Raw genomic sequence first — 20,431 nt, forward strand, 5'->3', positions numbered from 1 at the left:
CCCCTCCACCACGCTCCGCGCGGTCCCCCTCCCCCGTAAACGGAGCAGGAAGATTTGACGCCAGTCCACTTACAGCTACGGCCCCGGCGTGATCGTTGTCCGGTCCGCGGCCGTACGGGCGTTGAGCGCCGGGCGGTACATGTCGTGGGCCTGGGCGCCGGGGAGCAGGAAGTCGCCGGCGGTCACCGCGCGGGCGACATAGGCGAAGGAGAAGCTCGCCTTGCCCGCCAGGTCGGTGGCCGCGACATAGCGGTCGTCGCGGCTTTCCTGGACGTCGGCGCCGGTCAGGGTTCCCAGGAACCGGAACGGTCCGTTCTGGGCGTCGTCCGGTCCCAGCACCGTCTCGATCTCGAAGCCGGCCGGCAGCGGATCGTCAATGACCAGCGCCATGGAGCGCGCCTGGCTGGAGCGTCCCGACACCACGACGATCACCCGGTCGCCCTGGCGCAAGCCCCGGGGATCGACCGCGCCGCCGGTGAAGCCCACCAGCCGCTTGCTGAGCGTGATGCCGCTCTCGCTGGCCGGCGGCGCGGCGATGGGGGTCCCCGTCACCGTCACCGTCCGCCAGAGCGCATTGCCGCCGTTGGTGAAGCTGGCCGCCGAGAGCTTGCCCACCGCCCAGCGCGGCGCTCCGCCCGCCGGGCTGAGCGGGGTGGCGCCGGCGGCGGTGACCTTCATCGGTCCGGCCGCCTTCAGCATGAAGTGGGCGGCCTGCAGCAGGCGAGCCTGCTCCTGGGTGTTGAGGCTGTCAGGGTCCTTCACGGCGTTCTCCAGCCGGCCCTGCAGGCCGCGCGCCATGCCGCTTTCCCCGGCCTCGTAGGCGAGCGCGATGACGGCCGCCAGGTCCCGCAGCGGGCTCTGGTACCAGTCGCTCTCCTCACGATAGCCCAGGCTGCGGATCGCCTGGCGCAGGGCCGAGCGGGCCCGGGCGTGGTCGCCCATCAGGGCGAGGCCCGCGCCCACCTGGGCCTTGGCCAGGGGTGAGCTTTCGCTCCTCATCTGCACGTCGTGCCACCAGCGCAGGCGGCCCAGGTCGCCCCGGCCGCCCTTGGCCAGGACGTAGAGGGCGTAGGCCGAGGCGCGGCTGCGCATGCTGGCCGTGGCCTTCTTGGAGGCGTCGGGCGAGCCCGCCCACCACTCGGGATACTCCGTGCGGTAGGAGATCGGGACCCAGCCGGTGGGCTGGGAGATCTGGCGCATGGCTGACAGCGCCCGGTCGACGGCCTGTTGCGGCACGGGCACGCCCGCGCGCTGGGCCTCGATCAGGAAGTCGGTGGCGTAGGCGCCCAGCCAGGCGTCGGCCTCCCCGTCGCCGACCCGCCAGAGGCCGAAGGCCCCGTCGAGGGTCTGGCGGTCCAGCAGGCGTCCGACGGCGCCGGCCAGGGCGGCGGAGGAGCGCTTCACCTTCGGGTCGCTGCTGACCTCCTGGGCATAGAGCAGGGGATAGGCCGCCGAAATGGTCTGCTCGGTGCAGCCATAGGGATAGCGTGACAGGGCCACAGCGATCGGCCCGGGGTCGAAGCCCCGGAACGGCGAGTAGCTGACCTGCATCGTCGCGTCTCCCGCCGCCAGGCCCGACAGCAGGTCGGCCGTCGGGGTGTAGCTGGTCCCGGGGCGCTGCAACTCGATGGTGGTGCGGGTGACCGGGCTCCAGCCCAGGCGGGTCTGGATCGGATAGTCACGCGTGGTCGTGAAGCCCGGGCCTGAGACCGTGAACCCGACCTTGCCGATGCCGGCGCGGGTGGGGGCGTCAAAGGCGATCCGCTCGGCGACCCGCTGGTTGAGAGCCAGCTGATAGGCCTTCTTGAACGGCGCCAGTATGCCGCCCGACGAGGTCAGTTGGGCGACATACGCGCCGACCCTGCCCTCCAGATTGTGCAGTTCCAGGGTGGCGAAGGCCTTGTCCCCGGGCGCCAGGAAGCGCGGCAGGGACAGTTCGGTCACCACCGGTTCGCGCACGGTGAGCGGCCTGGAGGCCGACCCCACGGCGGTGTCGGTCCAGGCCACGGCCATCAGCCGCAGTTCGCCGTTGAAGTCCGGCGCCGGGAACTTGATCACCGCCTTGCCGTCCAGGCCCGTCTCCACCACGCCCGACCACAGGGCCACGGTCTTGATGGGGGTGACCGTCAGGCCCTCGCCGCCGATCTCGTCGCCGCCGAAGCTGACATTGGCGGGCGCGCCCAGGTTGGGGTCGAGCATGCGGCCGTAGTCATCGCGGTAGCCGAGGGTCAGGGCCTTCTTGCCGAAGTACCACTTCACCGGATCGGGACTGTCGAACTTGGTCAGGCGCAGGATGCCCTCGTCGACGGCCGCCAGGGTCACGTGCGCCCGGCCTCCGAGGCCGGCGCCCTTGATGGTGATGGGCACGCTGAGCAGGGCCTTGGAGTCCACCTTGGCCGGGGTGTTCAGCTCGACGCTGAGCTTGCGGCTCTTCGGGTCGAGGGGGACGTAGACAAGGCCAAGCGCCCGGCGCGGCTTGGGCGCGGCCACCGGATCGCGGGGCTGAACCACGCTCACCAGGACATAGGCCCCGCCGCCCCAGGCGCCGTTGGTCTTCAGGCGCACGGTGGCGCCCTCCTTGCCGACGGTGACGGTCTTGAAGTCGATCAGCCGGTCGGTGGCCACCGCGATCTGAGCCTCGCCGGCATAGGGCGGCTTCAGCGTGATCTCGACGGTGTCGCCCTGGGCGTAGGCCTGGGCCCCGGCGCTGACCCGCACGAAGTCGGGGGCCTCCACGTCCTTGGCCGGCGCGCCCCAACCCGAGGCGAAGCGGATGACGCTTTTGGCGCCGCCCGGTCCGGTGAGCTCGAGGCGATAGTCGCCCCAGCCGAGACGGCGTGCGATGCGGGCGGGAGCCCCAGCGCCCACGTTCAGCGCGCCCTTCTGCACCACCACGTCGCGGCTGGTCCGGCGCCACTGCCAGCGTCCGTCCTGCTGGTACCAGTCATAGTCCCAGTTCTCGGCGATCAGGCTGTAGGCCACGCCGTTGGCCGACGTCCGCTTGCCCATGGCGTCGGCGGCGATGACGTTGAGGGCGATGGTGGGATCCCCGCTGCCGCCTGAGTCACCCTGGTCGACCTTGACCCCCAGATAGAGGGCCTTGGTGCGGACCTTGAGGTTCAGGCCCTCGCGCACCGGCCGGCCGCCGGGCTCGAAGACGCTGGCGGTCATGACGGCCGACAGGGGCTGGGGGGTGTCGCCGGCCTCGGCGGCCGACAGCTTCAGGGTGGCCCGGCCCTCGCCGTCGGTGACGGTCTGGCCGAGGGCGAGATACTTCTCCTCGAAGGGGCTGACCTGGTCGCCCCACTGATAGCCCTCGAACTGCGGGAAGGGATCGGCGTCGACCTTCAGCCGCGCCTCGCCCTGCACCTGCAGGCCGGCGCCGGCAGCGCCGTAGAGGAAGCGGGCGTTGATATCGACATTGCGGATCTCCGCTGCCTTCAGCGGAACGGATTCCTGGCCGACCGTGGTCACCGCCAGCCGCTGCGGGGCGAAGTCCTCGACCGAGAAGCTCAGGGTCCCGGCGGGCTGCTCCAGGCCGTCGATCTCGACCTTGGCGGTCCAGCGGCCGCGGGGCGCGCTCTTGGGCAGGACGACATCGGCGCCGACGGACCCCGCCGGGGCGCGGTCGAAGGCGTAGCGCTTGAACTCCACGCCGGACGGACGGCGCACGACGATGGCGCCCTTGCGATCCTTCACCGCCTTGACCTCACGGTCGCGCAGCAGGGCGTTCAGGTGCACCGTCTCGCCGGGGCGATAGATGCCGCGATCGCCATAGATGTAGGCGTCGACGGCGGTGGAGACCGAACGACCGGCCACGCCGCCGTCCGGGCTTTCGGTGGTGCGGCCGCCGATGCCCTGTTTCGACAGGTCGACAGGGGCGCGGTCGAGGTCGAGCACGGCGAGGTCGCCGGCCGGTCCGTAGGCCATCACCATCTTGGCGTCGGCGGGGCCTTCGCCCTCCAGCAGGGCGTGGTCGAAGCGCGCGCGGCCCGAGGCGTCGGCGTTGGCCACGGCCAGGTCCTCCCCGTTGCGGGCCACCAGGGTGACCTTCACGCCCGGCAGGGTCTTGGCGGTCTTCAGCGAGCGGACCACGACATCGAGGGCTTCGGAGCCGTCATAGGCCGACAGCGCCATGTCGGTGAACATCACCCAGCGCCTGGCCTGGGCCGGCGGATTGGGGTCGAGGGTCTCGCCGTCGTCGCCCTTGATCGCCCGGCCGCCGGACGCGTCGCGCGCCTTGATGACGTAGCCGCCCGGCTTCATTTCCTTGAGCACGGCGCCCAGGGGGAAGACGGTGGTGGTGCGGTCGCCGACGTTCTGGGCGTTCACCGCCACCTCGCCCTTCCAGACGATCCGGCCCTCGTCGTCGGGGCTGTCGGAGCCGTAGTCGTCGGAATACTGGCCCTCGGGCGTGGGATCGGGCGCGCTGATCGACTTGCGGACCAGGTTGCGGTCCACCACGCGCCAGACCTCCACATAGAGGCGTGACACGTTCACGGTCTCGATACCGACGCCGTCGGCGTCCTCGCGCGGCAGGATCACGCCCTCGCCGGCGAAGCCGACATAGGGGGGCTTTTCGCCGAAGGTGAAGTCGACGTCGGCGTTTGCGGCGAGGAGTTCGCCGCCCCGGGCGGGCAGGCCCTTCAGCAGGGTCACGCGGCGGTCGGTGAAGCCGACGCCCGCGACGCAAAGCTCCGAGCCCTTCACCGAGACGGCGGGACTGCCCCCCATGTCCGGCGCCACCAGGACATAGTCAGCATAGGACTTGGCGGGATCGAGCGGACGGGTCAGCTCGACGCAGGCCAGGGGCTCAGGCTTGGAGGTGTCGATGCGCGAGCGCCAGACGGCGAAGCCTTCGGGCTTGGGGACGCCACGGCGGGGCGCGTTGGCGTTGCGGGGCTTGCCGAACAAGGACCAGCCTTGGGCGCCTGGCTCCAGCTTGGCGGCGGGGCCGGACTTGCCGGCGCCGAACAGGGACATGCCGTCCACGCCCTTGGCGGCGATGAAGCCGCCGCCGAAGGCCACCACCAGCAGGCCGGCGGCCAGCAGGCCCGGCACACGGCTGGAACGCGCGCGATCGGTCCACCCCCGCAGGCGGCCACGGAACGTCGAGGCGGGGCGTTGCGGGGCGGCATCGGGCCGGGGCATGGGCTCAGGCGCGCCCTCGGTCGGCGTCTCGTCGCTCGGAGCCATCGCCCCCTCCCCGGATGACCACTGTCGTGGCCAGAGGGGAGGGCAAAGCTTAGCCAAGGTCAATTGGCGTGCCCTGTCGGGGAGGATTTGCGGGCTGATTTTACGGCGCGGAACCGTTGTGTCCCGCTGTTGCGTCTGCGGCCGCCCGACTGGACACGAAGATGTTGCGCGCCGCACTGCATGAAGCGCGCAACCGCTTGACACAAAGGTGCGTTGGAGTCGTCATCAAGCATTCTTGCTGCAACGCAACAACGCGAGGCCGCCCATGACAGACCAACCGTTCGCCTACTCGCTGGCCCATGCCGAGCTTGGCTGGTCGTGGTCGGTCTATGACTTGGACGGCGAGACCGTCGCCACCGGTCTGGATCGCAGTCAGTCGGGCGCCCAGGCCGCGGTGGAGGACACCATCCGCCGCGCCGCCTCTGAGATGCGCGCCTAGCGCTTGACCGCCGACGCGCCTGGACGTCCCATCGCGGTCATGGCGGCGCAGACGCGCCGCGACCCTGACGCGCAAGGACATCCCTCGCATGCGATCCCAACTTCTGGCCGCCACCGCGGTCGCCCTGCTGGCCTTCGGGCCGGCCGCCGCCCAAGGCGCAAAGCCCACCCCGGCGGAAGCCAAGGCCTTCGCCGACAAGGCTGAGGCCGATCTCGCCGCCTTCAGCGAATACGCCGCCCGCTCTTCCTGGGTCCGCGCCACCTACATCACCGAGGACACTCAGTGGCTCGAGGCCAAGGCCAGCGCCGAGCAGAATGTGCTGGCCACCGGCTACGCCAAGCAGGCGGCGAAGTATGACGGGGTCGCTGTCGACCCGGTGACCGCCCGCAAGCTGAAGCTGCTGAAGCTGTTCCTCACCTCGCCGGCGCCCGACCGGCCCGGCGCGGCGGCCGAACTCGCCGGCCTGCAGTCCAGGCTCGACTCCACCTATTCCACCGGCAAGTTCCAGCACAAGGGCAAGGCCCTGACCCTGAATGACGCCGAGGACATCCTGGCCAACAGCCGCGACCCCGCCGAGCTGAAGGCGGTCTGGGAGGGCTGGCACACCGTTTCCCCGCCGATGAAGGCCGACTACGCCAGGGCGGCCGCCCTGACCAACGAGGGCGCCAAGGGCCTGGGCTTCGCCGACACCGGGGCGCTGTGGCGCTCCAACTACGACATGGACCCTGACGCCTTCGCCGCCGAGACCGACCGGCTGTGGACCCAGGTGGAGCCCTTCTACCGGAACCTGCACTGCTATGTGCGGGCCCGGCTGAACGACAAGTACGGCGATGCGGTCCAGCCGCGCACCGGCCCGATCCGCGCTGACTTGACCGGCAACATGTGGGCCCAGACCTGGGGCAACATCTATGACGTGGTGGCGCCCAAGACCGCGGCCTCCAGCTATGATCTGGACAAGCTCCTGGTGGCTCACGGCTATACGCCCGTGAAGATGACCCAGACCGGGGAAGCCTTCTATTCGTCCCTGGGCTTCGCGCCCCTGCCCAAGACCTTCTGGGAACGCTCGATGCTGGAGCGGCCGCGGGACCGCGAGGTCACCTGCCACGCGTCGGCCTGGAACGTGAACGACCGCGACGACATCCGCATCAAGGCCTGTTTCAAGGTCAACGCCGACGACTTCTACACCGTCCATCACGAGCTGGGTCACAACTACTACCAGCGCGCCTATTCGGCTCAGCCCTATCTCTTCAAGGGCTCGGCCAATGACGGCTTCCACGAGGCGGTCGGGGACCTGGCCGGCATGTCGGCCCTCACCCCCACCTACCTCAATCAGATCGGCCTGCTGGAAAAGGTCCCAGGCGCGGAGGAGGACATCCCCTATCTGCTGAAGATGGCGCTCGACAAGATCGCCTTCCTGCCCTTCGGCCTGATGATCGACAAGTGGCGCTGGCAGGTGTTCTCCGGCCAGGTGGACGAGGCGCACTACAATGAGGCCTGGTGGAAACTGCGGGGCCAGTATCAGGGCCTGGCCCCGCCCGGTCCGCGTCCCGCCGACGCCTTTGATCCGGCCGCCAAGTACCACATCGCCGCCAGCGTGCCCTACATGCGCTACTTCCTGGCCTTCAACTACGAGTTCCAGTTCCAGCGCGCGGCCTGCAAGCAGATGGGCTGGAAGGGGCCGCTGCACCGCTGCTCCCTCTATGGCCGCAAGGATGTGGGCGAGAAGCTGAACGCCATGCTGGAGCTCGGAAACTCCCAGCCGTGGCAGGAGACCCTCAAGGTCTATTCGGGCGAGACGCATACCGACGGCAGCGCCATCACCGAGTATTTCAAGCCTCTGAACGGCTGGTTGACCCAGCAGAACAAGGGCGAGCGCTGCGGCTGGTGAGCGGGGCGCCTCGGGGATTTCCTTGCGGCGCCGTTTACCCTGTGGGGCGCCTCTTTCGTTTACGCTGATCTGCGAAACTTCCCCGATATTCCTGAGATCGGGAGCGTGGCGTGCGCGCGAAACTGGACCAAGACAAGGCTCGGGCGATGGACTGGCGGGTGCGGCTGCTGCGCCGCTGCGTGGCCGGCGCCCGGGACGAGAACGGCGCCGCGGCGGTGTTCTTCGCGGTCTCCCTGATCCTGCTCGCCCCGTTGATGCTGGGCATGTTCGACATCTACCTGGCCTCGACCCAGCGCAACAACCTGCAGGACGCCCTGGACGCCGCGGCCCTCTTCGCCGCGCGCTCCACCGGCACGACCAGCGGCGCGGTGGACGCGGTGGGCGACGCCGCCCTCACCGCCAACCTGGTCCTGCCGGCCGGCGCCACCCTGGTGGCCTCGAACTTCACCCTCGTCGGCGACAAGGTGGTGGGTTACGCCGAGGTGACGCCCCCGGCCCTGGCGCCCGGCGTCTGGAACCACACCAACGTCAAGGCCAACGCCGAGGTCGTGCGCTCCCTCGACCGGCTCGAGATCGCCCTGGTGCTCGACAACACCGGCTCCATGCAGGGCACGAAGCTCGCCACCCTCAAGGACGCCGCGGCGGCCCTGGTGGACAAGTTGGTGGAGGCCTCGGCGCGCAGCGTTCAGACCGACCCCCTGAAGATCGCCCTGGTGCCGTTCTCCACCACGGTCCGCGTGCAGGGGACCACGGCGCTGACCAGCTACAACCCCACGAACCGCACCGGGCCGGGCATTCCCACCTGGATCGACCCGCTGGCCTCCGCGCACTGGTCGGGGTCCACCAATAACGACATCTTCGAGGTGAGCTCTGGCTCCACCACCAAGACCGACCGCTTCACGATGATGAAGAACATTGGTCAGTCCTGGGGCGGCTGCGTCGAGCAGCGCCGCCAGCCCTATGACATCCGGGAGGACGCGGCGAGTTCGGCGACCCCGGCCTCGATGTTCATTCCATATTTCTGGCCCGACGAGCCCGACAGCAATCACTACAACAACTACATGAACGATGGCGGCGCCTCAGGCCTGACCGCCCGGCAGAAGCAGCGCCGGACAGCCAAGTACGCCGGCGGCAGCATGGCGCGCTCGGGGGCCTTCAGCCTCGATGGCTCGGCCTACGGCGCCTATTCCCTGGGCCCCAACGCCGGCTGCACCCTGCAGCCCGTCATCCCCCTGACCACCAGCAGCGCCTCCATCAAGACCGGCATCACCAATATGACCGCGGTGGGGGAAACCAACATTCCCCTGGGCCTGGTCTGGGGCTGGCATGCGGTGGCGCCTTCCGGACCGCTTACCGGCGGCTCGCCCTACGGCACCGCCCACGTCCGCAAGATCATCATCCTGATGACCGACGGCAATAACACCATGAACAATCCCTCCAGGAGCGGGGAATCGAACGGCTCGTTCTATGGCGGCCTGGGCTACATCTGGCAGAACATGCTGGGCACCACCTCGTCGGACGGTAACGTGCGCGCCAACGCCATCGACACCCGGCTGGCGCTGCTTTGTTCAGCCGTGAAGGCCAAGGACATCGTGGTCTATACGGTGCGGGTGGAGGTCAATAGCGGCTCCTCGTCCCTGTTGCAGAACTGCGCCTCGACGCCGGACAAGTTCTACGACGTGCAGGATGTCGACGATCTGCAGGCCGCCTTCGACGCCATCGCAGGCTCCATCGACAACTTGAGGCTGGCGAAATAGCCGCGCCGGCCCCGGTGATCGCGTGGCGGCGCTTGAGAAGTCGACCCCGGGGGCCTATCTTGATCCTCGGCGGGTCTGCTGCGGATCTCGTCGAAGGCAACAAATCCCAGAGACCTTAATTCTCTCTACGGGAGCTGTCCCTGTCCGGGCTCGTGGGCCCGGGCATATGGCGCCCACCTGGTATACCAGGTCCGAGGGGGTTTTAACCGTCCTTCACGGCTCTCGCGGCGCCGCCACCCTTTCCCTCCCTCAGGGTGAGAGACCTTGTCCCCGACCTCCAAGACCGAGCAGCGGGCGCGCCTTCGCGTGCTGCGCAAGGCCCTGGCCATCGCGGCCCCCGATGCGGCCGAGCGGGCCGCGGCCCTGCTGCCCCTGGAACGGCTGCCGGCCTTCGCGGCCTTCGGCGGCTACCATGCCCTGGGATCGGAGCTTGACCCCAGCCCGCTGATCCGCAGGCTGGCGGCGACCGGCGCCATGCTGACCCTGCCCGTGGCCCTGTCGCGCGACGCGCCCCTGGTCTTTCGAGCCTGGGATTCCCGCGACACCCTGGTTCCCGACGCCGTCGGCGTGCCGGCGCCCCCGCCCTCCGCCCCTGGACTGCATCCGGACCTGGTGATCGCCCCCCTGCTGGCCTTCGACCGCCGGGGCGGCCGCCTGGGCCAGGGCGGAGGTCATTATGATCGGACCCTGGAGAGCCTTCGCTCGAGCCGGCCGGTCTTTGTCCTGGGCCTGGCCTATGCCGGCCAGGAGGTCGAACCGATGGATCTTGACCCGCACGACCAGAGGCTGGACGCCATCCTCACGGAAACGGGCTATAGGGAAGTCCAGAACATCTAAGGACTATCAATGCGTTTTGCTTTCTTCGGGGATGTGGTGGGCCGAGCCGGCCGCGACGGGATCGCCGACTATCTGCCCGCCCTGCGCCGCAGGCTGGCCCTGGATTTCGTCATCATCAACGCCGAGAACGCCGCGGCGGGTTTCGGCATCACCGAGAACACCGCCCGCGAACTGTTCGACGCCGGGGCCGACTGCCTGACGCTCGGCAACCACTCCTTCGACCAGAAGGAGGCGCTCACCTATATCGTGCGCGAACCGCGCCTGATCCGGCCGGTGAACTATCCGTTGTTCGCCGACACGCCGGGCCGCGGCTCGCAGATGTTCGAGACCGACAAGGGCCAGCGCATCCTGGTGATCAATGTGCTGGGCCGCGTCCACATGGACAGCCTGGATGACCCCTTCGCCGCCGTGGACCGCGAGTTGGAGGCCTGCCCGTTGGGCATGGCCGTGGACGCCATCGTGGTGGACATGCACGCAGAGATCACCAGCGAGAAGATGGCCATGGGTCACTTCTGCGACGGCCGCGCCAGCCTGGTGGTGGGCACCCACACCCACGTCCCCACCGCCGACTGCCAGATCCTCAACGGTGGCACCGCCTACCAGACCGACGCCGGCGCCTGCGCCGACTATGACAGCGTGATCGGCAACCAGAAGGAAGAGCCCCTGCGGCGCTTCACCACCCGCATCTCGGGCGGCCGCTACAAGCCGGCCGAAGGTCCGGCCACGGTCTGCGGGGTCTATGTGGAGACCGACGACGCCACGGGCCTGGCCCGCCGGGTCGAGCCGATCCGCATCGGCGGGCGGCTGTCGGAAACCGTGCCCGTCCTGGACGCCGTGGCGGCGGAGTAGCCCGGCCGACGACCTGGTTCAGGCGACTTCCGTTTCCGCCATGTCCGCACGCGCCTCGCAGGCGTCGAGGATGGCGGCGATCAAGGCCATGGGCTGGATCGGCTTGGGCTGCACGTCGTCAAAGCCGTGGGCCAGCAGCTTCTGATCCTCGCCCGGCATGGCGTCGGCGGTGAGCGCGATCACCGGCTGACGCGGGTCGCCCGTCTCGCCCGCGCGGATGCGGCGCAGGGCCTCGATGCCGTCCATGCGCGGCATGTGCACATCCATCAGCACGAGGTCGAAGGCCTTCTCCCGCAGCATGTCCAGGGCCTCGGCGCCGTCGTTGGCGGTCTCGAGACGCGCGCCGACCGCCTCCAGGACGGCGCGGACCACGGCCTGGTTGATCGGGTTGTCCTCGGCGACCAGCAGGGTGAGGCCCGAAAGCCCGCCGTTCGCCGCCTCGGGTTCGGCCAGGTCGACCGCGTCGGCGCGGGGCAGTTCTAGGGTGACCCGGAACACCGACCCCCGGCCAGGCTCGCTCTCCACCATGATCACGCCGCCCATCAGGTCGGTGAGCTGACGGCAGATGGCGAGGCCGAGGCCCGTGCCGCCGAACTTGCGCGTCGTGGCCGCGTCGGCCTGGGCGAAGGCGTGGAACAGCTTGGCCTGTTGCTCAGGCGCGATGCCGATGCCGGTGTCGGAAACCGCGATCTCGAAGCAGGCGGACTCTTCACCCTGGGCGATCACCGGTCGGACCGACAGGCGCACCTCGCCGACGTCCGTGAACTTCAAGGCGTTGGACACCAGGTTCAGCATGATCTGGCGGATGCGGTTGGGGTCGCCGGCCAGCCAGCGCGGCGCGCCAGGCGCCAGCTCGTAGCTGAGCTCGACGCCCTTGGCGCTGGCGGTCTCCCGCCACAGGTCGATCACCCTGGCGCCGACCTCGGTGAGGTCGAAGGCGATTTCCTCCAGATCCAGCTTGCCGGCTTCGATCTTCGAGACGTCGAGAATGTCGTTGAGGATGGCCATCAGCCCGTCGCCCGAGCGGATCAGCATCTCCACCTGGGCGCCCTGGCGCTCGTCCAGACGGGTCTGCTTCAGGGCGTGGGCCATGCCCAGGACCCCGTTCATCGGGGTCCGCAGCTCGTGGCTCATCATGGCCAGGAAGGCGGACTTGGCCTGGTTGGCCTCTATGGCCGTGGCCTGTGCGTCCTCCAGGGCCTGGGCGCTGCGCATGTTCACCACGGCGCTGTTGAAGACGTAGAGCACCGCCAGGCTGAGGCTGATCGCCAGGGTGACCAGCGGCGCGCCGCTGAACCCGCCGTCCAGCATCAGCAGGCCGATGAGCAGGGCGGCGGGGATACCGGTCAGGATGCCGAGCGCAAGCTTGGAGCGGAAGGCGAAACACTGGCCGTGGATCATCTGGCTCGCGGAGATGGCGATGCAGGTGAGCTGCAGGGCCTGGGACCCTGTCCGCCAGTACATCCAGGCCGCGCCGGACCAGAACAGGCTGACCGCCACCGTGGCTCCGACATAGAGCAGGCGGTTGGTCATGGAATTGGGCCGGCCGGCGGCGGGCTCGCGGGTGACCCACCAGGTCCAGGCCTCGCCGGCCGCCACGGCGCAGAGCCAGATCGTCGCAAGCGCGGGTCCGAAATTCAGGCCCAGCAGCAGGCCGCTGACGAAGGTGAGGACGAGGCGGATCCCCAGGGTCGCGCGCGATTCCGCGCCGACGATATCCAGCTGTTCGTTGAGCAGGCCGCGCAGCGTCATGTTTCCAGCCGGCCCCCCTTTTGAGCGTGTCGAATTCCCCTTCGTCAACCTAGGCCGGCAAACATGAAATCTTCGTTTTTGGCGCCGGAGACCAAAATTCCGCTGGCGAGGTGGCGGGAAGCTGGCCTTAGAGGTCTTCGGCCAGCTTTTCGGGAAGGCTCTTTGGGCCCCGCCCCGGCGGCGGCTGAAAATCAGGCCTTGTCCCGCGCCGCGATGCTTTGTCCGCCCACGCCCCAATGCTCGCGTTCCACCTCGTCGATGACCACGAAGGTGGTCTGCGGGTTCTTGTTCAGCACCTTGACCAGCAGTTCGGTGGCGCCGGCGATCAGCTCTTCCTTCTGGGCCTGGGTGGCGCCGGGCGTGATGCGGATATTGACGTAGGGCATGGAGCCTTCCTGGATGCTGTGGCTTAAGTCGCCTCGTCCTTAAGGCCGGAGTTCGCCGATGTCCCGTTTCCTCGCCCGCGTGCTGATCGCAGCCCTGGGTCTCTGGCTCGCCGCCGTGGTCCTGGCCGGCGTCTCCTATTCCGGTTGGCTGGATCTGCTGCTGGCCGCGCTGCTGCTGGGGCTGGTCAACGCCATCGTCAGGCCGATCGTCTTCCTGCTGACCCTGCCGCTCACCATCCTGACGCTCGGCCTGTTCCTGCTGGTGGTGAACGCCGCCATGATCGGGCTGGTGGCCCTGCTGCTGCCGGGCTTCACGATCTCGGGCCTGATCCCGGGCATCCTCGCCTCGATCATCGTGGGCGTGGTCAGCTGGACCGGCGGGGTCGTGCTGGGCGACGGAAAGTCCGACTGATGGCGACCTTCCTGATCCGTCACAAGGGCGAGCTGGGGGTCGAGTGGGCCTTCATCAGGGCCAAGTCACCGGGCGCCCTGACCACCGCCTTCCGCGACATCGAGGTCATCGAGCCGTGGCCGGAATGGGCCACCCCGCAGATGGTCAAGGATGTCGGCGTCTACGAGATCAGGGGCGAGCTGAGCCCGCTGCTCGAAAAGCTCAAACGCCAGTAGCGCGCACGAAAAAGGGCGGAGCCTCGCGGCCCCGCCCTCAATCTTAAGCGCGTTAGGGGCCTGGACTTAGAAGTCCATGCCGCCCATGCCGCCCATGCCGCCACCCATGTCGGGGCCGCCTTGGCCGCCCTTCTTGGGCGCCTCGACGATCGCGGCTTCGGTGGTGATCATCAGGCCGGCGACCGAGGCCGCGTCCTGCAGGGCGGTGCGGACCACCTTGGCCGGGTCGATGACGCCGGCCGCGACCATGTCCACATACTCTTCGGTCTGGGCGTTGAAGCCGAAGGTCGCCGAGCTGTTTTCCATGACCTTGCCGACCACGATCGAGCCTTCGACGCCGGCGTTTTCGGCGATCTGACGGATCGGGGCCTGCAGGGCGCGGCGCACGATGGCGACGCCGGCTTCCTGGTCAGCGTTGTCACCCTTGAAGCCGTCCAGAGCCTTGGAGGCCTTCAGCAGGGCGACGCCGCCGCCGGGGACGATGCCTTCTTCCACGGCCGCGCGGGTCGCGTTGAGGGCGTCGTCGACGCGGTCCTTCTTTTCCTTCACTTCGACTTCGGTCGAACCGCCGACGCGGATGACCGCGACGCCGCCGGCCAGCTTGGCCAGACGTTCCTGCAGCTTTTCCTTGTCGTAGTCAGACGTGGTGTCTTCGATCTGGCGCTTGATCTGGCCGATGCGGCCTTCGATCGCGTCCTTGGCGCCGATGCCGTCGACGATGGTGGTGTCGTCCTTGGTGATGGAGACTTTCTTGGCCTTGCCCAGCATTTCCAGGCCGACGTTTTCGAGCTTGATGCCCAGGTCTTCGCTGATCAGCTCACCGCCGGTCAGGATGGCGATGTCTTCCAGCATGGCCTTGCGGCGATCGCCGAAGCCCGGCGCCTTGACGGCGGCGACGCGGAGACCGCCGCGCAGCTTGTTCACCACCAGGGTGGCCAGGGCTTCGCCCTCGACGTCCTCGGCGATGATCAGCAGGGGACGGCCCGACTGGACCACGGCTTCCAGGACCGGAAGCAGGGGCTGCAGCGAGGTCAGCTTCTTTTCGTAGAGCAGGATCAGAGGCTCTTCGAGTTCGACCTCCATCTTGTCGGCGTTGGTGATGAAGTAGGGCGACAGGTAGCCGCGGTCGAACTGCATGCCTTCGACGACGTCGAGTTCGGTCTCAGCGGTCTTGGCTTCTTCAACCGTGATGACGCCTTCGTTGCCGACCTTGGCCATGGCCTTGGCGATCATCTCGCCGACTTCGGTGTCGCCGTTGGCGGAGATGGTGCCGACCTGGGCGATCTCGGCGTTGGTGGTGACCTTCTTGGCCGAAGCCTTGATCTCGGCCAGCACCTTGGTGACGGCCTTGTCGACGCCGCGCTTCAGGTCCATCGGGTTCATGCCGGCGGCGACCGACTTCAGGCCCTCGACGACAATGGCCTGGGCCAGGACGGTGGCGGTGGTGGTGCCGTCGCCGGCCTTGTCGTTGGTCTTGGAGGCGACTTCGCGGATCATCTGCGCGCCGAGGTTCTCGAAGCGATCAGACAGTTCGATTTCCTTGGCGACCGAGACGCCGTCCTTGGTGGAGCGCGGGGCGCCGAAAGACTTTTCGATCACCACGTTGCGGCCCTTGGGACCCAGGGTCACCTTCACGGCGTTGGCGAGGACATTGACGCCGCGCAGCATGCGGTCACGCGCGTCGGAGGAGAAATAGACGTCTTTAGCGGCCATTTTTGTTCAGCTCTTTCAGAGTTTTATGGAGGGGAGGAGAGCGGAGGAGGTGGTTATTCAACCACGCCCAGGACGTCGCTTTCCTTCATGATCAGGAGGTCCTGACCGTCGATCTTCACTTCGGTGCCCGACCACTTGCCGAACAGGATCTTGTCGCCCGGCTTCACGTCCAGGGGTTGGATCTTGCCGCTGTCATCACGGGCGCCGGGGCCGACGGCGACGACTTCGCCTTCCTGCGGCTTTTCCTTGGCGGTGTCGGGAATGATGATCCCGCCCTTGGTCTTTTCCTCTTCTTCGACGCGCTTGATCAGCACGCGGTCTCCCAGGGGACGAAACGCCATGTCTTTTTCTCTCCGTTCGAAACGGTTGAATGGATTGCGTCGCACAAGGGGCCGACCGTTAGCAGCCGCGGCCCCTGAGTGCTAACGACGGCCGGGAGGTAGGGTCCCAAGGCTCTGGAGTCAAGCTTGGCTGGAGGCGAAAGGGGTTCGCGGGCGAATCCGCTTGGCCCCCGGGGGACCGCCCGGATAAGGGTTCTGCGAGGGAAGAACCTAGAAATCCCAGGAGAATATCCATGCGTCGCCTCATCGCGCTCGCCGCCCTGTCCGTCGCGGCCGTGGCGTCCGCCGCCAGCGCCGAGACCTGGAAGCCCTACAGCGCCGTCACCGACAAGGGCCTGCAGTGGTCCTACGACACCGACTACGCCTATCGCGACAGCGCCTCTGGCAAGGTCGTGGTGCTGCAGGCGATCGGCAAGCCGGGCGCCACCCCGCGCCTGGGTCCCTCGGCCCCCGGCGCCGCCGACGGCGTCGGCAGCGTCGTGGCCCTCGACTGCCGGGCCCGGACGATCGTGCTGATCGGCTCCTACGCGCCGTCCAAGCCCCTGGCCCTGTCCGACACCTGGCGCTCGGCCACCGCCAAGAAGGTGGAGAGCGCCGACGACAAGGCCCTGGTGTCGGCCGCCTGCGAAGGCGCCGACAAGCTGCCCGCCAAGTAGGGATTGCCAAGCCGGCAGGGCGTCCTAGCCTCGGGTCAAACCGAGGAGGGACGCCGATGCTGGACCATGTGAGCCTGAAGGTCGCCAATCACGCCGCCGCCCAGGCCTTCTACGACAAGGCGCTCGCGCCCCTCGGCCTGACCCGGCTGGTCTCCATGGAGGACGCCTCGGGCTATGGTGCGAGCCGCCCGTTCTTCTGGATCGGCCAGGGGGACAAGGCGGGCTACTGCCATGTCGCCTTCAGCGCGCCCGACCACGCCACGGTGGACGCCTTTCACGCCGCGGCCCTGGCGGCCGGTGGCCGCGACAACGGCTCGCCCGGCCTGCGCGAGTACTATCACCCCACCTACTATGGCGCCTTCGTCCTCGACCCGGACGGGCACAACATCGAGGCGGTGTGCCACGGTGCGGGGCCGGCGCGTCCGGCCTGACGCTGTAAATTGAAACGCTTGTTTGGATTTCGGCGGAAAGTGCGCGAAGCTGGCGGCAACCAACAATCCGCAGGAGAGACCCGATGAGCGAGACCCAGGACAAGGCCCAGTCCAGCTTCAAGCTGAACCCGATGGACGAGCTCAACGACCTGCGGATGTCCGAGAAGGCCCTGCCGCTGCTGGAGCATGTGAAGCGCTTCATCAAGGAAACCGTCAACCCGATGTCGGCGGAGTTCCACCGTCTGGGCGAGGGCAAGGCCGACATCTGGTCCTATGCGCCGGGCCAGCTGGAAGTCCTCGAAAAGGCCAAGGACAAGGCCAAGGCCGAGGGCCTGTGGAACTTCTTCCTGCCCAACGCCGAGACCGGCGAGGGCCTGTCCAACCTCGACTACGCCTATATCGCCGTCGAGCTGGGCAAGAACCCGATGGCCTCGGAGACCATGAACTGCGCCGCGCCCGACACCGGCAACATGGAAGTCCTGGAGCGCGTCGGCACTCCTGAGCAGAAGAAGCAGTGGCTGGAGCCGCTGCTGGCCGGCAAGATCCGCTCGGCCTTCGCCATGACCGAGGTCAACGCCGCCTCGTCGGACGCCAAGAACGTCAACACCCGCGCCACCCTGGTGGGCGACGAGTACGTCATCAACGGCGAGAAGCACTATATCTCCGGCGCCGGCGACCCGCGCTGCAAGATCATGATCACCATGGTCCAGACCAGCCCGGATGGTCCGCCCAACCTGCGCCAGTCGCAGATCCTGGTCCCCACCGACGCGCCCGGCGTGAAGATCGTCGGCCCCATGAACGTGTTCGGCGATCCCGACGCGCCGCACGGCCACATGCACATCATCTTCGACAACGTCCGCGTGCCGGCGTCGAACATGCTGCTGGGGGAGGGCCGCGGCTTCGAGATCAGCCAGCTGCGCCTCGGCCCTGGCCGCATTCACCACTGCATGCGCGCCATCGGCCAGGCCGAGAAGGCCCTGGACCTGATGGTCACCCGCGGCCTCTCCCGCGAAGCCTTCGGCAAGCCGCTGGTTCAGCTGGGCGGCAACATCGAGAAGATCAGCCGCGCCCGCATCGAGATCGAGTCCATGCGCCTGATGGTGCTCAAGGCCGCCAAGGCCATGGACGTCCTGGGCAACCAGGAAGCCCGCATCTGGATCCACATGGTCAAGGCCCTGGTTCCGGAACGGGTCTGCGAGATCATCGACCAGGCCATCCAGATGCACGGCGCTCTGGGCGTGTCGCAGCACACCCCGCTGGCCCGCATGTACACCTCGACCCGCACCCTGCGGATCGCCGACGGCCCCGATGAAGTCCACCACATGGTCGTGGGCCGCAACGAACTGCGCCAGTACCGCGAGATGCCGGCCGACGCCTCCACGGCGGCCGTCTTCCGGAACTAGTCGTTCCGCCACATCGAGACGGAATGAGAGGCGGGGGCGACAGTCCCCGCCTCTTTTCGTTAGTGGCCCGCGGTCGCCGGCGGCGGCGACAGCCGCTTGACGTCCTCCGCGGTCACCGGCTCGGGATAGGCGTTGCCGAAGTTGGTCCGCACATAGGTGATCACCGCGGCGGTCTGTTCGGGGCTCAGCATGTCGCCGAACCAGGGCATGCCGCCCCGGCCCTTGGTGACCATGACGATGGGATAGGCGGCCATCTTCATTTTCGGATTGCTGGCCAGGGACGGGAAGGCCGCCGCCCCCACCGCCCCCTTGCCGTCGGCCATGTGGCAGGTCTGGCAGACCATCCGGTAGACCTCCTCCCCGGTCTTCGGCACGGGGGGCTTGCTGCCCCCGGGCCCCGGCTCGTCGGCCATGGCGGGCGCGGCCAGGGTGAGGGCGACCACCAGGCCCAGCTTGGAAATCATCTTCATGCTCAGGCCTCCAGCGCGCGCTTGTGCAGACGGGTGATGGCGTCGAGGGAGGAGAGCAGGGAGCCCTCCATCCAGCAGCCGACGTAAGATGCGTGCTCGCCGGCCAGCACCACGCGGCCATCGAGAGCCACCAGGTCCTGGTAGTGGGCGGCGCGGGTCTCCTCGGTCCAGCGGGCGCAGCAGCCCAGGATCCAGGGCACGCGGTTCCAGGCCACCGAGGCGCCGTTCGAGAACTCCTTGCGATAGCTCTCCGGGTGGAAGACCGACCCCTGGGCCAGGGCCGCCTCGATCCGCTGCTCCGGCGTCATCCCGGCCAGGTGATAGCCGCTCATCCCGCTGGCGAAGGCGCCCAGCAGCACGGCGGGGCCATCCTGCAGGAAGTTGTTGTTGGGATAGGAGACCAGGCCGATCTCCTGGTTGGTGAAGGAGTGGCCGCCATAGATGGCCGCGTCCTCCTCCCAGAACCGGCGCTTCATCTCCAGGCCGATCTTCACCGAGTTGGAGTAGGGCACCGCGGCGATGGCCGCGTTCATCTTCTCCGACATGTTGTTCTCGATCTGGCTCAGCACCGTCAGCGGGATGGTGCAGACGCACCAGTCGGCCTTGGCCTCGGTGACCACGCCGGTCCCGGTGTCGGTATAGGTGACCGCCACCCCCTTCCTGCCCTGGTCGATCTTGGTGACCTTGGCGTTGTAGGTGATCAGCGGCTGGACTTGGCTGGCGAAGGCCTTGCCGATCATGCCCATGCCCCCCACCGGCTGGAACATGGTGGTCTGGAATTCCTCGTTCATGAAGAACGACATGTTCCGCCAGATCTTCGAATCCAGCACGTCCTTGAGGGCGAACACCTCCGACGGCGACGGCGCGCCGCCCACCCCGCCGCCGGGATTGCGGGCGAACCCCCGGTGCTCGGACGAGCGCAGGTTCTTGGCGTACTTCATGTCGCGATCCAGCATGCCCCACTCGCGCAGGGCCTCCTTCAGGCGGTCGCGATCCTGGGCCGTGACGCTGGCGTCCAGGCCCTTCTGGTCGATGGCCTTGCCCAGCAGCTCGGCGACATTGCCCTCGAAGTCGGCGGCCAGGGACTTGAAGCGCTGCGGCTTGCCGCCGAAAGCCTCGGTGTTGTGGACATAGGCGTTGTGGTTGAACTGCACGAAGGGCTGCAGCTCGACATTGAAGGCCTTGCAGTAGTGCAGCAGGGTCCGGTGATTGTGCGGGATGCGCCAGGGGCCGGGGTTCAGATAGTTGCCGTCGGCGAACCCCACCTTCTGGGTCGCCCCGCCCATCTCGGTGATGGTGTCGCCGCCATAGACCGACCAGTTCCGGCCGCCGGCGCGGTTCTGGTATTCCAGCACCGTGACCTTGTAGCCCGCCTTGGTCAGCTCATAGGCCGCCAGCATCCCGGCCAGCCCCGCCCCCAGCACGATCACCGAGGCGCCCTTGCGCGCGCCCGACAGCTTGGGCGGTCCCGTGAACTGGCTCTCGGCGGCATAACCGAGGGTGGTCATCATGTTGTACATCAGGGCCGATCCGCCCAGCATCCCGATGGTCGACAGCAGCTGCCGTCTCGTCGTCTTCCCGGTCTCTTCCATAAGCCGCCCCCTGAACGCCAGGCTCCAGGCCTAGGGGACGGCGCGGCGCCGGCGCCAACCGTCAGCTCAGGAGCGGGTCCCCTTTTCGCCAACC

The 20,431-nt window shown here is 68.2% G+C and carries 17 protein-coding genes and 1 other RNA gene; 11 read left to right on the forward strand and 7 right to left on the reverse strand.

The window, feature by feature from the left end; genetic code table 11:
* Positions 1-75: 75 nt before the first annotated feature.
* Positions 76-5,196, reverse strand: a complete 5,121-nt coding sequence (locus Q8N10_RS04215) for an alpha-2-macroglobulin (RefSeq protein ID WP_304775914.1) — start codon at positions 5,194-5,196, stop codon at positions 76-78.
* Positions 5,197-5,461: 265 nt separating this feature from the next.
* Between Q8N10_RS04215 and Q8N10_RS04220 the strand changes: the two genes are divergently transcribed.
* The 6 genes from Q8N10_RS04220 (at position 5,462) to Q8N10_RS04245 (ending at position 10,966) form a co-directional block, all read left to right on the forward strand.
* On the forward strand, positions 5,462-5,635 hold the full coding sequence (locus Q8N10_RS04220; RefSeq protein ID WP_304775912.1) for a hypothetical protein: 174 nt from the start codon (positions 5,462-5,464) through the stop codon (positions 5,633-5,635).
* Between the two features lie 88 nt (positions 5,636-5,723).
* Positions 5,724-7,523, forward strand: coding sequence for a M2 family metallopeptidase (locus tag Q8N10_RS04225; RefSeq protein ID WP_304775910.1), 1,800 nt, complete (start codon positions 5,724-5,726; stop codon positions 7,521-7,523).
* Between the two features lie 110 nt (positions 7,524-7,633).
* Positions 7,634-9,280 carry a VWA domain-containing protein gene (locus tag Q8N10_RS04230; RefSeq protein WP_304775909.1) on the forward strand — a complete coding sequence of 549 codons (1,647 nt, stop codon included), beginning with the start codon at positions 7,634-7,636 and terminating at the stop codon, positions 9,278-9,280.
* A gap of 72 nt (positions 9,281-9,352) precedes the next feature.
* A non-coding RNA gene (gene ssrS / locus Q8N10_RS04235) (6S RNA) lies at positions 9,353-9,514 on the forward strand.
* A gap of 30 nt (positions 9,515-9,544) precedes the next feature.
* Positions 9,545-10,117, forward strand: a complete 573-nt coding sequence (locus Q8N10_RS04240; protein ID WP_304775906.1) for a 5-formyltetrahydrofolate cyclo-ligase — start codon at positions 9,545-9,547, stop codon at positions 10,115-10,117.
* Positions 10,118-10,126: 9 nt separating this feature from the next.
* On the forward strand, positions 10,127-10,966 hold the full coding sequence (locus tag Q8N10_RS04245; RefSeq protein ID WP_304775904.1) for a TIGR00282 family metallophosphoesterase: 840 nt from the start codon (positions 10,127-10,129) through the stop codon (positions 10,964-10,966).
* An 18-nt stretch (positions 10,967-10,984) separates the two neighbouring features.
* Here Q8N10_RS04245 and Q8N10_RS04250 read toward each other — a convergent pair whose 3' ends face one another.
* Positions 10,985-12,718, reverse strand: a complete 1,734-nt coding sequence (locus tag Q8N10_RS04250) for an ATP-binding protein (protein ID WP_304775901.1) — start codon at positions 12,716-12,718, stop codon at positions 10,985-10,987.
* Positions 12,719-12,909: 191 nt separating this feature from the next.
* A complete protein-coding gene (locus Q8N10_RS04255; protein WP_304775899.1) occupies positions 12,910-13,104 on the reverse strand; it encodes a 4-oxalocrotonate tautomerase family protein in 195 nt (64 codons plus the stop codon).
* 58 nt (positions 13,105-13,162) lie between these two features.
* On the opposite strand from Q8N10_RS04255, the gene Q8N10_RS04260 reads away from it, so the two are divergent.
* Together Q8N10_RS04260 and Q8N10_RS04265 are read left to right on the forward strand one after the other, a co-directional pair.
* Complete coding sequence (locus tag Q8N10_RS04260) at positions 13,163-13,516, forward strand: phage holin family protein (RefSeq protein ID WP_304775896.1); 354 nt, start codon at positions 13,163-13,165, stop codon at positions 13,514-13,516.
* On the forward strand, positions 13,516-13,731 hold the full coding sequence (locus Q8N10_RS04265; protein WP_304775893.1) for a hypothetical protein: 216 nt from the start codon (positions 13,516-13,518) through the stop codon (positions 13,729-13,731). The genes Q8N10_RS04260 and Q8N10_RS04265 overlap by 1 nt, the downstream gene beginning before the upstream one ends.
* Positions 13,732-13,797: 66 nt before the next feature.
* On the opposite strand, the gene groL is transcribed toward Q8N10_RS04265, so the two are convergent.
* Complete coding sequence (groL, locus tag Q8N10_RS04270) at positions 13,798-15,444, reverse strand: chaperonin GroEL (protein ID WP_304775891.1); 1,647 nt, start codon at positions 15,442-15,444, stop codon at positions 13,798-13,800.
* Between the two features lie 53 nt (positions 15,445-15,497).
* Positions 15,498-15,785 carry a co-chaperone GroES gene (groES, locus tag Q8N10_RS04275; protein WP_304775889.1) on the reverse strand — a complete coding sequence of 96 codons (288 nt, stop codon included), beginning with the start codon at positions 15,783-15,785 and terminating at the stop codon, positions 15,498-15,500.
* Positions 15,786-16,018: 233 nt separating this feature from the next.
* Here groES and Q8N10_RS04280 point away from each other — a divergent pair, with 233 nt between their 5' ends.
* From Q8N10_RS04280 to Q8N10_RS04290, 3 genes are all read left to right on the forward strand, one after another.
* The gene (locus tag Q8N10_RS04280) at positions 16,019-16,441 is read left to right on the forward strand and encodes a hypothetical protein (RefSeq protein ID WP_304775887.1); all 423 of its coding nucleotides are present in this window, start codon (positions 16,019-16,021) and stop codon (positions 16,439-16,441) included.
* A gap of 56 nt (positions 16,442-16,497) precedes the next feature.
* Positions 16,498-16,872, forward strand: a complete 375-nt coding sequence (locus Q8N10_RS04285; RefSeq protein ID WP_304775884.1) for a VOC family protein — start codon at positions 16,498-16,500, stop codon at positions 16,870-16,872.
* A gap of 83 nt (positions 16,873-16,955) precedes the next feature.
* Entirely contained in the window at positions 16,956-18,275 is a 1,320-nt protein-coding gene (locus Q8N10_RS04290) for an acyl-CoA dehydrogenase family protein (RefSeq protein WP_304775883.1), read from the forward strand.
* Between the two features lie 59 nt (positions 18,276-18,334).
* On the opposite strand, the gene Q8N10_RS04295 is transcribed toward Q8N10_RS04290, so the two are convergent.
* Complete coding sequence (locus Q8N10_RS04295) at positions 18,335-18,745, reverse strand: cytochrome c (RefSeq protein WP_304775881.1); 411 nt, start codon at positions 18,743-18,745, stop codon at positions 18,335-18,337.
* Between the two features lie 2 nt (positions 18,746-18,747).
* Positions 18,748-20,337: a flavin monoamine oxidase family protein gene (locus Q8N10_RS04300; protein WP_304775879.1), complete on the reverse strand. Its 1,590-nt coding sequence runs from the start codon at positions 20,335-20,337 to the stop codon at positions 18,748-18,750.
* Between the last annotated feature and the right edge of the window lie 94 nt (positions 20,338-20,431).

This window comes from Phenylobacterium sp. (assembly GCF_030693625.1).
Classification (GTDB): domain Bacteria; phylum Pseudomonadota; class Alphaproteobacteria; order Caulobacterales; family Caulobacteraceae; genus Phenylobacterium; species Phenylobacterium ferrooxidans.